We start from the raw sequence: 14016 nt of genomic DNA on the forward strand, positions 1-14016 counted from the left end.
TTTTGTTAGCTATTTGCGCAAGTAAATTGCTAAACGAACACTAATGTTTCCAATACTCACTGCACGGGTAGGAACAGCCACGTCTCTTGCTCGTGTTCTTTTAATGTAGGTCGGGTCTTGACCCGACGCGCTGTTGGGTAAGGCACCCAACCTACGCTGGAGAACAACATGGACAGTAACAGAATGAATGAACGCGCTTTTATTCATTACCACACCGCGAAACAGAAACAGTTTTTTAAAGCCTTTGCGCGCGACTACTTAACCTATTTAGGGAATCCCAATCCCAGCAACAAGCAGCTTGCTGAAGTACAAACCTTGCTGTCACGGGCGTGGGTGCAGCGGCCGCTTTGTATCGATGGGCGTTTAACCCCGCGTGAGCAGCAGTGTTTGTATTTATCCTCGCTGGGGAAAAGTATTAAAGAGATTGCTACCTTTTTTGCTGTGTCGGAACGGCAGGTTGTGTGGCTTCGCAATACGATTTTTCAGAAACTTGGTTGTAAAAATATAGCGGAGGCGATTGCCAAGGGTTTGCGCTATGGGGAAATCGCAGCGCCTGAGTAAGGCCAATGGAAAAGGGGTAGCTCCCCGCCTGCGGGGAAACATTATGGCAACACGATGTTGGGCGAAGGGTCCAATCGACAATAAAGGAATAAATCATGACACAACTTTTAATCGTTGAAGACAATGTTATCTGCCAACAAATGTATCGTTCGTTATTGAGTGATGAGTATCAATTGACTCTGGCAGAAACGGCACAACAAGCATTGGAAACACTGGCCACCCAATGCTTCGACTGCATCCTGCTTGATCTGGGTTTACCGGATAGGCCGGGGGAGGAAATTTTACCGTTGATTCGGGCAATCCCTCTCTATGAAAGGACACCCATTATTGTGATTTCAGCGCATGTGGATGAGCCTTTAGGGAAACACTGTCTGGCGATGGGAGCGAATCATGTTTATGTGAAACCCTTGTTGCCGACCATGTTGCGGCGCATGGTGGAGAGTGTGTTGATTCATTGATGTTGAGGGTGTGTTGAAATCCCCGGGTTACAGCCTTGGCTTAACCCGGGCTACAGGCTACATTTTTGTCTGTTAACGGTTATTCATCTTCCCAGGGATTAATTATTTCGACAGGAATATGTACAAAATCTTTAACATTTCTAGTAACAAGTTTTAGATTATGTACTATTGCAGTAGCAGCAATTAAAGCATCTATGGCGGATAAATGATGTCCCTTTAATTTACTTTGTACTTGTCCCCACATATCAGCTATTTTTTGGTCGATCGGTAAAATACGCTCTTCAAAATAATCAGGTAGTTGTACCTCAAGAAAATGAGAGATAGTTCCATATTTTTGAGGGTCGGTAATTCCATTAATCCCTTTCCTTATTTCACCCAGTGTTAGGACACTAATAAAAAGCATTGAGCTATCTTTCTCCTGCAGCCGTCTCATTACTTTTTCATTCGGTTTCGGTTTTACCAATTCGGAAATAATATTAGTGTCTAATAAATAACTCGAAAGGACATCTAAAAAATTACTCATAAGTCGATATCCCTCATTCCACTTTTATCGCGAGTTATTTCTAAATTTACATCGATTAAGGGTGATTGGCGTAAAAAATCGACTAGATTAGGTTTTGGCTTAATAAGTTTCTTATATAATTCCATGGATAAAACTACCACTGTCGGTTTACCCCTTAAGGTGATCTCCTGAGGTTTGCCAGCAGATGCTTCTCTTACTAAATCACTTAAATGAGCTTTTGCTTGCTGTAATTGCCAAGATTGCATTTTATTTTCCAATAACTAGTCAGACTAGTTATAAATATAGTAAATAAGTTATTAAATGTAAATAGGTGCGGGGCCGTAGAGCAGTTATGATGACCGGGCTTGAATTTTGATTGTTGAATACAAGATTCAAGCCATGACCCTATTTGAATCATGTTGATGTGAAACCCTTGTTGCCGACCCTGTTGCGGCGCGATGTCGTCTTTCGTGAAGAGGACTCCCGACTTCGCAAGGATTATGGGGCTGAAAATTTCGCCGTAATTAGACACATTGTCCTAATCTTCTAAAGCAAGAAAAATCAAAATAAATTGAGCTTAAAAAGAAAAGGATACATGGCAACATTGGAACCCAATCTCTTGAAAAAATAGTAGAAATTGTATGAGATTTTCAATATCGGCTGTCCTGGGGGTCAGAAAGCGTTTTCAATAACTAATAATTCCTTAAGAATCATCGTATATTATGACCGTGATTTTTAATTTGCATGAAGACTGTAATAGTTCGATGAGTTAATAGAGGTTAATGATGAGTAAAGGCCGGGCCCAAAAAAATCTGAATGAACGTACACACTTAATTCAAAGTCAACTAACATCACGTCATAAAAAATTATCGCAGCCCATTGAAGCAGCTAAAAAAGGCAGCCTGGATCTCGAAAGCTTAAAGCAATTAAAAATAGAATTAGAAAAACCAGTTAGATTATCAGAAACTTTGTCTATTCAAATAGAGGATTGCCATCCTTCTACGGGTAAATACAAACGCGCACTACCCAAAGGCTACCAATCAGATATTACTGCCGTCAATAAAGCAATTACTCGAGCTCAAAAATCCATCCAAGCTGAACCCATCGAAGAACAGCAACCTAATCTAGAGGGGATGAAAGCAGACATCCAGGCAAGAAAGAGAGAAATTGCTCACAGTTTTAATGTCAAAGCTAAAGATGGTATCCAAAAAATAAAAGACATCTGTCAAGAACATAACATAAAAGAAGTTGGAAAACAGATCGCCGATTTTTTTCATGACGAACATCGAAATTTAGATTTAGAAGCCATTGGTGATTATTTAAGTGGTCCAGATGCCGAGAATAAAGAAGCATTACAGGCATTTACCGCTCGGATCAATTTAGCGGGTCAGAAATTTTTACCCGCTTTAAGAAGTTATTTAAAAACCTTCCTATTACCTAAAGAATCGCAAAAGATTGAACGGCTTTTAGAAAGTTTTAGCGAAGCTTATTGTATGCAAAATCCTCAAGGGCATCTTGCTGATAAAACAGCTGGCTATGTGTTAACCATGCAAGCCATGTTTATGGCTACTACTTTTCATAACCCCAATGCAGCCCAATTTAAAATGGACTTTAAAAAAGTTAAAGATATCTTAAAGGGAGCTAATAGTGGCGCAGATTATGACGAGAATTTTTTACAAGAGATCTACAATGATATTAAAGCAAATCCTTTTGAATTGAATTTCGTTAAAGCGAGCCCTGGATATGAATTCAATTCTCCTACACTCGACCATGATTCTACGTTTAATAAATTAGATTTATTGTTGCAATCACCTGCAAAAGCTCAAGTTATTTTTCCTGGAATAGGTGAGCACGTCAAAGCAACTGCCGATCAACCAAAATCTTGGTTAAGTACTTTGACTGGATATCAAGGGACAATCACTCTAACTAATGAAAATACACAAGAGATATTAGCTACTCTCCAGGTTTATAGTCCGAGTGTCATTTCCAAATGGATATTTGGAGACACACACAGAGTAATCATACAACCTGTTTCCCAAAATGGACTAGTTGCTCAAGCGAACATCGATTTAGCAGCAAAAATAGCAGCTAGATTTGAGTTACCAGTAACTCACGTTAAAGCAACCTACCACTATCTAGAAGAGGATTTACAAGCTGCTTATGGTAAAGAGAAAGCACTTATTCCTCCAACAAATTCATCCAAAAACCGCCATAGCTGGTGGTCATTCACAGCGGAAAAATCAGAAGCTCAACAACCTGAGAAAAACATGTCTCTAGGAAGCAACTCCTAGTTAGACCTGGCAGCAGTAACCTGATTGTTTACTTGGGGGGGAACCCCCATTGCGGCATCGTACCTGTTAGGGGTGTTTTGAAATCCCGGGTTACAGCCTTTGGCTTAACCCGGGCTACGCGGGAAGACAAGAGTTCCCAAGGTATTTTATGCAACTAAATTTAGTTGCAACATTCTTCAAACTACCAAAGACGCTCATTCTTTTTCAGAAAAAGAAAAGATAAAAAAGCACGCCAAAAGGAATGTCATAATAGCGAGTGCTAAAGGTTGGGCGAGGTGCCCTACTTACTGAGAGATGGTGCCCGCCCGAGGGGAACCCGACATAAAAGAGGCGCTGCACTTAAAGCTGCAGGTTCCTATTATGGCAAGGAGTCCAGCTTCGCAGATTTTTTATGGTTTTTTTGTTTTTTAAACATAAAGGAAATTTGTCCCCCACGCTCAAGAATAGCCTCATAAATAGGTTCTATGGTGTTGATGCCGTGTTGAAGCCTCAATGCCTGTAAAATATCATTTGAAGTAATGCGGCAACACTGGAGGCTTTTTCTCACGTATCTTCCATTTTTAATGATAATAACTTTCTCCCCTTTGATGTACTTTCCAATCCCATGACTTTTATACGTCAAGTAAGCCAGGAAACGGTAAACCAAAACAATCAGCATACAGACAATCATTGAAGGTAAGAGGGGAATATTATTCACAATGGCCTCACCGAGTATGGCACCAAGGATGATGTAAATAATAAAATCCAATGGGGAGTGATTCCCATAAAGGCGTGACAGGTTCACCCTGAATAAGATAATCGCATACAAGGTAATGATGAGGCCGCGTATATATAAACCGTAGTCCCCTATTTCGCCGAGCCCAAAGAACTTTTCCATGTTAGAGATCCTTTCTTTATCGTTAATTCTAGCATAGCAACGCACAGCACCTGTTTGACGGCCGTCTGTTCAACTGCACATTCGGTGATGTTGGGCGAATCAGATGGGTATGAGGTGGATGCCTCCGATCTTGTCCGTATCGGCAGCAATTGGTTATTGATTGGGCGGTAAGACCTCTTCCCCGCTTTCGCGGAGAAGAGCAAAGGAATGAGAAGGCTTAGTCTAACTCAACATCGGTTTCTGTGTCGGTTTGTGCCAGGAATTTATCTTCGTGGTCGATGATGAAACCAGCAAAAATACGGACTAAACGATCATCAAGTTTTTCCGGATAATGTACGCTGACAGTCCAGGTTTTATCGCCCAAATTGCGATTGATTTCAGCAAGTGGGTGAGGGTTATCAGGGGTTTCCAGGATCGCAAAACGGTGGAAATCGGGAGTTGCGTAGGCCGCTGCAATCTCTTTGTAATTTCCTTCTTCATCGTATTCATAGATAGTGAATTTTGCGGCTTCAAGCGTTGCAAACTTTCCGCTGATTAAACCAATTTTTACACCGCGGGTATCATAAACATCAATATCTTTTGCCCAGTGATACAAGATGCCAGGTGACAGCACGCGAGTGATACCAGTCGCTTGCCAGCCATCTTTATTCGATAAGTCATAGTTGTCACGAATACGGAAGGCACTCTTCTTTACTGTTCCGGGGTAGGTGTCTTGTTGTGTGGATTTAATCTGGTATTGCTCAGAATATTTATAAACATGTTTTGAAATGGTAAAGGTATAAGGATGATCCTCATGAACGCTTGCCAAGGCTACAGACGACAATATTGCAAATAGAACAAACAGGCACGATCTAAATGATTTTCGCATTTTCTACTACCTTATATTGATTAATAATATTGCAGCAAGCATGAGTCAGGATTCAGTAAATAATCCAAATAATTTACAGAGTTACCTAACTTCAGGCAGCAGTATCATAAAGCAAATTGCCAAAAAAGTACTAAGGAAATTTGTTACGGTAGGTATCAATAAAATTGGATTCTAGGCTTCCACAGCAACGGCATGCCCTGCGCCTGGTTCAGGCTTGGTAATCCACACGATGGGAATGAGAGCCAGGAAGATAAGTGATGAGACCCAGAAAATATCATTTAATCCCAGCGTATCGGATTGTACATCGACGATTCGATTAAACAGTGCATAACTTTGTTGTTGGTCGATACCTAAAACATTCTGGCTCAGATTGATGAAGTCATTAAAGGTGGTTGTGTAGGGTGTTGATTGTTCGGTTAATTGCGAGTGATGCACAATGGCGCGATTATTCCAGGTCGTGCTCGCAATGGAGGTGCCAATGGCGCCGCAAAATACGCGTGCAAAATTGGATAAGCCTGCAGCCGCCGCGATCTTATCGGTAGGTAATCCGGCAAGAATAATCAGTGATAGCGGGATAAAGAACATCGCGACAGGAATCCCTTGTAATAAGGTAGGGATCACCAGGGTCCAGGTATCGACATCACTGGTATAAAGCGAGCGTAGATAGAAGACAAGTGCAAAAAGAAGAAAGGCAATGGTTGTGATCACCCGGGCATCGCACCTGGGTAAAATTCTTCCGACAATGGGTGAGCAAATCACCGCAAAAACACCGAGGGGTGCCATCACTAATCCGGCATTGAGCGAGGGATAGGCCAGATCTTGTTGCAACCATTGCGGTAATAAAACCAGGTTACCAAAAAACACGCCATACCCCACCGCAATAGCGATTGTACCGCCAGTAAAATTGCGGCCGGCAAAGAGGGTAAGATCGATCACCGGATTTTTCTGGGTTAATTCCCAGACGAGAAAATAGCAAAAGCCTACCCCTGCAATAATAGCGAGGATAACGATTTCGGGTGAGTTAAACCAATCGAGATTTTTGCCCTTATCGAGCATGATTTGCAGGGCAGCAACCCAGATGATCAGGAGTATCAGGCCGATTGTATCAATCGGAAAAATTTTTCTGGCCGTCTCACGATCATGATAAATCCACCAACAGACGACAGCAGCAAACAGGCCGACTGGGATATTGATATAAAAAATCCAGGACCAATCATAGCTCGCCGTTATCCAGCCTCCCAGGGTTGGGCCGGCAATCGGGCCGACGGTCGCAGTCATTCCCCAGAGCGCTAAAGCAATGGAGCTTTTTTCCCTGGGGTAAGAGCCCAGCAAAATAGCTTGCGATAAGGGAATCAAGGGACCTGCAACAAAGCCTTGCAATATTCGGGCAAAAAGTAAAAAAGGTAAATTGGTTGCCAAGCCGCACAGCCAGGAGGTCAGCACAAAGAGTATAATAGCCCCCGTAAACAAACGAACCTGACCAAAACGCAAGGTTAACCATCCCGTTAAAGGGATCGCGATCGCATTAGCCGCTGCAAAGACAGTGATAACCCAGGTCCCTTCATCGAGAGAGACACCCAGATTACCAGCAATGGTGGGAATGGCGACATTGGCGATTGATGAATCAAGGACAATCATAAAGGTAGCAAGGGCAACAGCAATCGTTGCGATGACAAGCTTAGCCCCTTCTAAAGGAGGCAGGGCCGCGTGTTGCGCTTGTTCGCTAGTCATTGGGAAGTTCCCTTTGCTGAACTGGGGGCAGGCTCTTGCTCCTTGGGTGCGAGATTGATGGTTTTGGCTACATTTTCCTGAATGACTTTCATGGTCTCGATATCGGCTTGCTTCCCTAAATCATCATAAATCGTTGTGGTATACCCGGGTACTTCGGAGGCTTCACTGATGTATTTTCCACTTTGATCACGAATATTGACGGTGACTAACATGGATAAGCCAATACGCAAAGGATGCGCTTTCAGCTCTTGCGGATCAATCATAATACGAACGGGCAATCGCTGGACGACCTTAATCCAGTTTCCTGTCGCATTTTGCGCGGGCAAGAGCGCGAAGGCACTTCCTGTGCCTGCGGAAAAACCCACAATCTTGCCATGATATTTGACGGAAGAACCATAGAGCTCTGCGATCAGGGTGGCTCGCTGACCAATACGCATATCCCTGACCTGTTTTTCTTTAAAATTGGCATCAACCCAGACTTGCTCCAAGGGAACAACGGCCATTAATCGGGTGCCTGGGGCGATACGTTGTCCAACCTGCGCCACGCGTCGGGAAATTTCACCAGCAGCGGGTGACCGTATTTCACTGCGCTTATAGGCAATATAAGCTTCCCGAAATCTTGCTGCTGCCAATAAAACACTGGGATGCTGTTGCAGGTTTGTATTTTCGGTTAAGGCCCGGTTTGCTAAAAGCGCGGAACGGGCTTGCGTTAGCGAGGCATCAGCGCTTGTCAGGTTGTCTTTCGCATGCGTTAATTCCTCATTCGAAACGGCGCCATAACCTATCGCTGCTTTACGGCGGCTTAAATCTAGATGTGCTTTAGCCAGCGTTGCTTCCTTGTCTTTAATACTTGCAGCTAATCCCTCGTTATTAATAAATAATTGCTGGGTATTGCGTATGGTGGATCCCAGATTGGCTTCGGCCTGTTGCAGTGCAATAAAACTGTCAATCGGATCCAGTTGCACTAAAACCTGACCGGTTTTTACAAACTGGGTGTCGTCCGCTTTTACCGCGATAATCGTACCGCCCACTTGGGAGGTGATGGGGATGACATTGCCATTCACGTAAGCATTATCAGTTTCCACATAAAAACGCCCTACGAGCAACCAGTACAAGCCATAAAGGACCGCTATCAGCAAAAAAACGAGGGTCATTGAGGTAAGAATAACTTTCCGCTTCTGATGCATTCGCTGTTCATCATCGGGCTGGGTAATAACCTGTTCTGACATTAACTCTCCTGCTGTACTTTTTTGCATTTAGCAAATTGGGGCTGCAAAGCCCCCGCCAAGTGCCTTAATGAGTGCTATCTGCAGATTACGGCGACTTGTCACAAGTTGCAAATGTGCTTGTTGTTCGTTCAAATAGCTAAGCTGGGCATCCAAAACCACTAATTGTGAGGCAAGGCCGGTCCGGTACTGAACACGTGCCAGATTGTAGGCATGTTCGGCTGCATGGAGGGCTTCTTTCTGCGGCCCTAATTGCCTGTCGACGGATTGAATCGAGGCTAGCTGCATCGCCACCTCACCCAGGGCGCGATTAAGCGTGCTGTTATACTCAGCGACGGCCTCTTCATAGAGTGCGTATTTGCTGCGAAGTTGGGCCCGCAGGGCGCCAGCATCAAAGATAGGTAAACTAAACGCTGCGCCCATAAATCTTACATTGGCAGTGTTCGTTATATCGCTCAGTGCAAACGCCAGGAAGGCTGCGCCGGCGACTAAATTCACATCCGGATAAAATCTCGCCTTTGTGCCTTTTATACCATGACGGCTTGCTTCTACTTTCCAGCGTGCTCCCACAATATCAGGCCGCCGACCTAAAAGGTTTAAGGGCAAATTGTCAGGTAATTGCGGTGTCCTGGTCATTTTTAATCGCGGCTGGGTAATCCCCAATCCCCTATCCGGTCCTCCACCGAGTAAAACACCTAATTGCTGGCGCAACGTGATGATTTCTCCTTCGGCAGCAATCAGCTGGGTACGGGCTGTTTCTGTGCTGGATCGTGATTGGTAAACTTGCGTTTTGGTATCCAGGCCGGTACGTAAACGCACCATAGAAATTTTATTCAACCCCTCGCGTTGGGCAACTGTCCCCTTTAATACATCACGTAACGCGTAATAGTAGGCCAATTGATTGTAGGTTGAGGCTACCGAAGTGGCCAGGGAAAGGCTGGCTTCTTGCGCTGCAGCCTCTGCCGCCTTTTCCTGTGAAAGGGCTTCCCTGAGGAAAGAGATATTTTTCCCCCACAGATCCAAATCCTGATTGATATTTAAAAGGAAAGCACGCTGTGTGAAGGTGGCATTATCGATATCGAAAGGAAGGTCGGCAGAAGAAGCAAACCTTACCCGTTCAATGGCACCACGCGCATTGGCTTGCGGATATAAAGCCGCTGCTTTATTAGATGCCAGTGCTTGCGCTTGCTTGATCCGGGCCCTGGCAGCTTCCAAATCGGGATTGCAGGCAATGGCCTCATTAATTAACGTGATCAGTTGCGGATCGCCAAATTGGTTAGCCCAATCCAGTTTAGGCCACTGCCCATGTTGTTTGGGGATACTTTTTCTGGTTTGAAACTGTGCGGGATTGGCCATTTTTTTATGGCTGTGAATGCCGAGATAATTGACGCAACCAGTCAGGGCGGCCAATAAGAGTATTGGCACAACGCATTTTAATAATGATTTGATGTGAACATTCCCGGAAATCACATTGACCCTATTTATCTGTTGAAAAACGGTTTTGGCCCATTCACAACTGCTGAATGCACGTTATTAATCCAAATTCACTATGCGTTAGTTAACTTATCTGGTCAATGGGCGTTTCGCAATAGCAAGGTTAGCTGATCTGGACAAAAAGTACTTGTTTTTGCTTGAAATTTACTCAAAAAAGCGAGCCGATAAAAGTACTGCTACACTAAATAAACACCCCTACTGATAAAGGATTATCAATGAGAATAGTCTACTATCTGTTTCTTCTCTTAGTTAGCTGTAGTTGCTTGGGACAAACGCGCGAAATTGCCCTGACCATCGATGATTTACCGCTTGTTGCCTCACAAATGAATACACCAGGCAATCAGCAACGCTCCACGGAGCGTTTCAATCGAATTATTCAAGCGCTGACCGAACATAATGTCCCTGCCACAGGCTTTGTGATTGCAGGAGCAATAGGAAAAGGGCAATGGGAATTTCTTGAACAGTTTCGTGCTGCAGGATTTGCGATCGGCAATCATACTTATTCGCATTACAATTTAAATCAAATGAACGCTGAGAAATACATTGCCGATGTGGCACGCGCCGATAAAATTCTTGCTCCCCTGATGACGGAGCCAAAATATTTTCGTTATCCCTATCTGGCAGAAGGCAACAAGAACACGAAGCCCAAGGTTCTTGATTATCTTAATGAACATCATTACACCATTGCGCCGGTCACGATTGATAGCAAGGATTTTGCCTTTAATGAACAGCTTTATCATGTTCCTTATCGCTCGAGAGATGCTTATGTAAAAAAGATGAAGGCCCGTTACCTTGCTTTTATCTGGAAACAAACCCTGAGAGCAGAAAGGTTAGCCAAAGATCCCAATGCCAAACAAATCTTATTAGTGCATGCGAATTTACTGAATAGCTATCTCCTGGGTGATGTTATTCAGATGTATAAAGACAATGGTTATACCTTTATTACCTTAACTGAAGCACTGCAAAATCCTGCGCCAGCCCTTAGCATTCCTTCGACTGCAACGACACCCTCGGAGAGTGATATCTTAAAAAAAATTGGCAGTGAGCTTTTTCCCTCGCAGCCTGAAAATGGGGCAAATTAAACCGCGTTGAAAACACGCTGTTTAATGCTGCAGCCAATCAAATGCTTTTCCCGTGCGCAACGACAAATAAACCCTGACAATAGCTCAGGGTTTGTCCAGGAGGCCCGGTTTAATTAAGACTTGGCATTGTCCTCACCAATCATTTTCTCAACCTCTTCTTTCTGCAAAAACGCCAATTCTTTTTGTCCTGTTAACGTCAAATACAAGGCTGTTTTTAGCACGGCATTTAGAGCAGCACCCCAAGTTAGCCAGAATAAAATAAGCAGCAATAAAGCATAGAACAGATAGTCATCGATAATTGCCTGGTAGGGCTCTGGGATCCAATAGGGCGACAAATGGATAAGCAGGTAGAGCGGTAATAAATACAGAGCCAGGAGCAACAAGATATTAACCTGAAATACAGCTGATTTGGAAAAATAGTGTTTGGCTTTGTCAAAGGCAAGGCTGGGGGTTAAGTGCTCAATCATAATAAAAGGCATGATTAAAAAAGCGCAGAGATGCCAGCCAACATCGACTGCTTTAAAAAAGAGCCTGCCGAAATTACCGGCGCGCGAGAGGAGTGATAAAAGGAATCCGGCACAGGTAAAGAATACGCCCCAGGAAAGTAATGCATAACGCTGTGACCAACATTGTTGCAATCCTTCTTTAAGGGATACGTCTTTCCCCGATAAGTTAAAATTCGCCATGTATACTAACAGCGCACTACAGAAGGTATTGATACCTACGATTAAAAAAATTAACGTTAGGAAACCGGCGATTTGCAGGTACCAATCGTATTGAGGCATGTTGGGCTGCAGGTTAAGCTCCGCCCCCAAATGAACGCCCCAGCCCAATAACACGAATCCTGAAAATGTAAAAACAAGCGCAACCAGAGGAAGAATAACAAACAGTTTATGGGTTACTGCGAATCGCAGCGTTTGCAGAAACAAACGATTGGTTGCTCTCAGCTTAACAAGGAACATAGTGCCTGATAAATAAAGATCAGTAGATAACAGTATAGACGGTGGCAGCATCGCCTGACGGTTAGGGCGGAGAGGCTAGCCAAGATCCCAAACCATTTAATGGCCTGCATTAACAGGCAAAGTTAACACAGGCGCAGTCTGTGAATTTCCATCCAAGCCCGCAGTTAATGCCGTCAATCTTACTAATAAGGCAAAGGTAATTTTTGAGTTATGATCCGAGGCGCGAATAAAGAACCAATGGCCGTTATAGCGCGTTTTTACAAAGGCATCCAGGGGTTCTTTATTACTGGAGTAAATTCTCATGATACCCTGCAGGAGTGGTTTCCAATCGAAACAGCGCCCTTGCGTGTCCTTTGTTATTTTGACCAGATTCGCTTTGACATCTTCTTCTGGCACTTGCACCGCATGAGACAGAAACAACATTATCCCATAAACGGAGCGAAGACGAGCAAAAACAACATTCTTCGCCGGCGCAGTTTTGGCTATGGTAATGAATCCAGCGTGGTTCACTGTGGTGGTTGCGATGTCGGTGTCCATAATAGCAATGTCCGGGCTGTTTTGGGGCACCTTGAGAAGTGCTTTAAGGGCTAAGGCATCCCGTGAGTAGGGACTATTAAAGTGAATAATCAACCCTAACTGCTCTTGATAATTGATCGTTTCAATCCTTACTTTCTTTTCATGCAGCATTTTTTGCAGAAGAGTAATGAAGTGTAGAAATTTTTTGTATTCATAGTGGTCAATGGGTGAAAGATCCGTGCTATTAGTGCCGGTGGCAAATGACGCGTTATTCAGTTCCCCAAGTCGATTGATCACGACACGCAGAATTAACTGGTGATCGTGAATACCCCCATGAAAAAGTAATACCAGCTGCTTAAAATTGATGGGCTGGAGCAGTGAAGCGACAAAGTCTGCACTGTCAATGGGGACATAGGAAATGGTGGGGGAATCGGTATAGCTCACACTGGGCGCTACGGCGACGCCAACCGTAGGTATCGTTGAACCCGTATCCGTGGTGTTTCTGTCAACCGGCCAGTTCACATTCCCTGCCAGGGCGGAATTTAAAGAATAGGAGGCTGTAACGCTCGTTACCTTTAAATGGGAGGTAGGTTCCAGATAACGTAAACGGACGAGATTTTTTAATACCTGTGCATTATCCGTTTCACGGACAATATCGTTATAACGTGCCCTGTCGAGATGAATTTGTCTTGGCCCGATGGACGTACATCCAGTTAACAATAAAACACTTAAACCCAGATATCGGAAATACAGGAATAGAGTTCGGTGAATTCGTGGGTAATCCATTACGTTGGTAAAATCCCTCTTTGCGCTTGTCTGGCATCATAGCCCAGGATGAAAAAAATTAGCAAGTGCCGATCGGTTACTTGCCGTGACTAAGGAAAATAAGCCCTCCACGATGACGACAGGCGTTGATATTATTTCCAATAATCGAATAGCAAGCCCTCTTCTCCAAACAGAGGATCCCTGGCTGGTAATCCTACCTGCTTGATGTTGTCGACGACCTGGGGATGTTCTTCCGCTTTGCCATAATTCATGTCGCACGCGACATCAAAAGGATAAGCACCAATGCATTTGAAATCGTTGGTTGAACGCCTGTTTTTATGGGCCACACCGGCAGGGAGAATAATGACATCACCGCGAGCAATCTCATAAATTTTACCCTGATCGCCGCCAATCTGAACCTGGCAATACCCTGCAATCACAACCAATAATTCATGCGTGTTACTATGGTAATGATGGTTTTTATAGATTCCATCAACCCAGGAATTGATCCATTGGTTCTGTCGCAAAAACGCCTGAATGGCCTGCGGCGGTTGGTCAGTAAAGGCAACCATGTTTTTATAAATCAATAAGGGATAGTGCGGGTTGTTAGGGAAATAACCGTTTTTTCTGATTAATTCATGAATCACTTCTTTGGGCTGCGCGAGTTGTCCCTTAGTCATTGC

The 14016-nt window shown here is 44.0% G+C and carries 14 protein-coding genes; 4 read left to right on the forward strand and 10 right to left on the reverse strand.

Going from position 1 to position 14016, the window contains the following annotated elements; all coding sequences use genetic code 11:
• The first annotated feature begins 168 nt into the window (after nt 1-168).
• Both ACN4Z1_RS14570 and ACN4Z1_RS14575 read left to right on the forward strand, forming a co-directional pair.
• The gene (locus ACN4Z1_RS14570; RefSeq protein ID WP_419388266.1) at nt 169-561 is read left to right on the forward strand and encodes a response regulator transcription factor; all 393 of its coding nucleotides are present in this window, start codon (nt 169-171) and stop codon (nt 559-561) included.
• Nucleotides 562-656: 95 nt separating this feature from the next.
• Nucleotides 657-1019, forward strand: a complete 363-nt coding sequence (locus ACN4Z1_RS14575) for a response regulator (RefSeq protein ID WP_228363397.1) — start codon at nt 657-659, stop codon at nt 1017-1019.
• Between the two features lie 79 nt (nt 1020-1098).
• On the opposite strand, the gene ACN4Z1_RS14580 is transcribed toward ACN4Z1_RS14575, so the two are convergent.
• Together ACN4Z1_RS14580 and ACN4Z1_RS14585 are read right to left on the reverse strand one after the other, a co-directional pair.
• Complete coding sequence (locus ACN4Z1_RS14580) at nt 1099-1542, reverse strand: type II toxin-antitoxin system VapC family toxin (protein ID WP_228363398.1); 444 nt, start codon at nt 1540-1542, stop codon at nt 1099-1101.
• Entirely contained in the window at nt 1539-1787 is a 249-nt protein-coding gene (locus ACN4Z1_RS14585) for a type II toxin-antitoxin system Phd/YefM family antitoxin (protein WP_228363399.1), read from the reverse strand. The genes ACN4Z1_RS14580 and ACN4Z1_RS14585 overlap by 4 nt, the downstream gene beginning before the upstream one ends.
• A gap of 516 nt (nt 1788-2303) precedes the next feature.
• Between ACN4Z1_RS14585 and ralF the strand changes: the two genes are divergently transcribed.
• On the forward strand, nt 2304-3812 hold the full coding sequence (ralF, locus tag ACN4Z1_RS14590; protein ID WP_228363400.1) for a T4SS guanine nucleotide exchange effector RalF: 1509 nt from the start codon (nt 2304-2306) through the stop codon (nt 3810-3812).
• A 358-nt stretch (nt 3813-4170) separates the two neighbouring features.
• On the opposite strand, the gene ACN4Z1_RS14595 is transcribed toward ralF, so the two are convergent.
• The 5 genes from ACN4Z1_RS14595 to ACN4Z1_RS14615 all read right to left on the reverse strand — a co-directional run bounded on the left by ACN4Z1_RS14595 (nt 4171) and on the right by ACN4Z1_RS14615 (nt 9939).
• Complete coding sequence (locus tag ACN4Z1_RS14595; protein ID WP_228363401.1) at nt 4171-4689, reverse strand: DUF421 domain-containing protein; 519 nt, start codon at nt 4687-4689, stop codon at nt 4171-4173.
• A gap of 217 nt (nt 4690-4906) precedes the next feature.
• Nucleotides 4907-5557: a hypothetical protein gene (locus tag ACN4Z1_RS14600; protein ID WP_228363402.1), complete on the reverse strand. Its 651-nt coding sequence runs from the start codon at nt 5555-5557 to the stop codon at nt 4907-4909.
• A gap of 171 nt (nt 5558-5728) precedes the next feature.
• The gene (locus ACN4Z1_RS14605) at nt 5729-7288 is read right to left on the reverse strand and encodes a DHA2 family efflux MFS transporter permease subunit (protein WP_228363403.1); all 1560 of its coding nucleotides are present in this window, start codon (nt 7286-7288) and stop codon (nt 5729-5731) included.
• The gene (locus ACN4Z1_RS14610) at nt 7285-8517 is read right to left on the reverse strand and encodes an HlyD family efflux transporter periplasmic adaptor subunit (RefSeq protein ID WP_228363404.1); all 1233 of its coding nucleotides are present in this window, start codon (nt 8515-8517) and stop codon (nt 7285-7287) included. The genes ACN4Z1_RS14605 and ACN4Z1_RS14610 overlap by 4 nt, the downstream gene beginning before the upstream one ends.
• Nucleotides 8518-8544: 27 nt before the next feature.
• A complete protein-coding gene (locus ACN4Z1_RS14615) occupies nt 8545-9939 on the reverse strand; it encodes an efflux transporter outer membrane subunit (RefSeq protein ID WP_228363405.1) in 1395 nt (464 codons plus the stop codon).
• A 284-nt stretch (nt 9940-10223) separates the two neighbouring features.
• Here ACN4Z1_RS14615 and ACN4Z1_RS14620 point away from each other — a divergent pair, with 284 nt between their 5' ends.
• The gene (locus tag ACN4Z1_RS14620) at nt 10224-11090 is read left to right on the forward strand and encodes a polysaccharide deacetylase family protein (protein WP_228363406.1); all 867 of its coding nucleotides are present in this window, start codon (nt 10224-10226) and stop codon (nt 11088-11090) included.
• 113 nt (nt 11091-11203) lie between these two features.
• Here the strand turns inward: ACN4Z1_RS14620 and ACN4Z1_RS14625 are convergent, their stop codons facing one another.
• From ACN4Z1_RS14625 to ACN4Z1_RS14635, 3 genes are all read right to left on the reverse strand, one after another.
• Nucleotides 11204-12052 (reverse strand): DUF6159 family protein, encoded by an 849-nt coding sequence (locus ACN4Z1_RS14625; RefSeq protein WP_419388267.1) that lies wholly within the window; start codon nt 12050-12052, stop codon nt 11204-11206.
• Between the two features lie 96 nt (nt 12053-12148).
• The gene (locus ACN4Z1_RS14630) at nt 12149-13354 is read right to left on the reverse strand and encodes a hypothetical protein (RefSeq protein ID WP_228363408.1); all 1206 of its coding nucleotides are present in this window, start codon (nt 13352-13354) and stop codon (nt 12149-12151) included.
• 131 nt (nt 13355-13485) lie between these two features.
• A complete protein-coding gene (locus ACN4Z1_RS14635) occupies nt 13486-14013 on the reverse strand; it encodes a cupin domain-containing protein (RefSeq protein ID WP_228363409.1) in 528 nt (175 codons plus the stop codon).
• Nucleotides 14014-14016 lie beyond the last annotated feature (3 nt).

It is taken from the genome of Legionella sp. ST3F1 (assembly GCF_048553315.1).
Taxonomy (GTDB): domain Bacteria; phylum Pseudomonadota; class Gammaproteobacteria; order Legionellales; family Legionellaceae; genus Tatlockia; species Tatlockia donaldsonii.

What these genes read in the sequence shown, in the direction of transcription:
- ACN4Z1_RS14620 (WP_228363406.1), top strand. Translation starts at nt 10,224, where the DNA reads ATGAGAATAGTCTACTATCTGTTTCTTCTCTTAGTTAGCTGTAGTTGC.
- ACN4Z1_RS14630 (WP_228363408.1), bottom strand. Translation starts at nt 13,354, where the DNA reads ATGGATTACCCACGAATTCACCGAACTCTATTCCTGTATTTCCGATAT.
- ACN4Z1_RS14585 (WP_228363399.1), bottom strand. Translation starts at nt 1,787, where the DNA reads ATGCAATCTTGGCAATTACAGCAAGCAAAAGCTCATTTAAGTGATTTA.
- ACN4Z1_RS14580 (WP_228363398.1), bottom strand. Translation starts at nt 1,542, where the DNA reads ATGAGTAATTTTTTAGATGTCCTTTCGAGTTATTTATTAGACACTAAT.
- ACN4Z1_RS14600 (WP_228363402.1), bottom strand. Translation starts at nt 5,557, where the DNA reads ATGCGAAAATCATTTAGATCGTGCCTGTTTGTTCTATTTGCAATATTG.
- ACN4Z1_RS14605 (WP_228363403.1), bottom strand. Translation starts at nt 7,288, where the DNA reads ATGACTAGCGAACAAGCGCAACACGCGGCCCTGCCTCCTTTAGAAGGG.
- ACN4Z1_RS14625 (WP_419388267.1), bottom strand. Translation starts at nt 12,052, where the DNA reads ATGTTCCTTGTTAAGCTGAGAGCAACCAATCGTTTGTTTCTGCAAACG.
- ralF (WP_228363400.1), top strand. Translation starts at nt 2,304, where the DNA reads ATGATGAGTAAAGGCCGGGCCCAAAAAAATCTGAATGAACGTACACAC.
- ACN4Z1_RS14570 (WP_419388266.1), top strand. Translation starts at nt 169, where the DNA reads ATGGACAGTAACAGAATGAATGAACGCGCTTTTATTCATTACCACACC.
- ACN4Z1_RS14635 (WP_228363409.1), bottom strand. Translation starts at nt 14,013, where the DNA reads ATGACTAAGGGACAACTCGCGCAGCCCAAAGAAGTGATTCATGAATTA.
- ACN4Z1_RS14595 (WP_228363401.1), bottom strand. Translation starts at nt 4,689, where the DNA reads ATGGAAAAGTTCTTTGGGCTCGGCGAAATAGGGGACTACGGTTTATAT.
- ACN4Z1_RS14610 (WP_228363404.1), bottom strand. Translation starts at nt 8,517, where the DNA reads ATGTCAGAACAGGTTATTACCCAGCCCGATGATGAACAGCGAATGCAT.
- ACN4Z1_RS14575 (WP_228363397.1), top strand. Translation starts at nt 657, where the DNA reads ATGACACAACTTTTAATCGTTGAAGACAATGTTATCTGCCAACAAATG.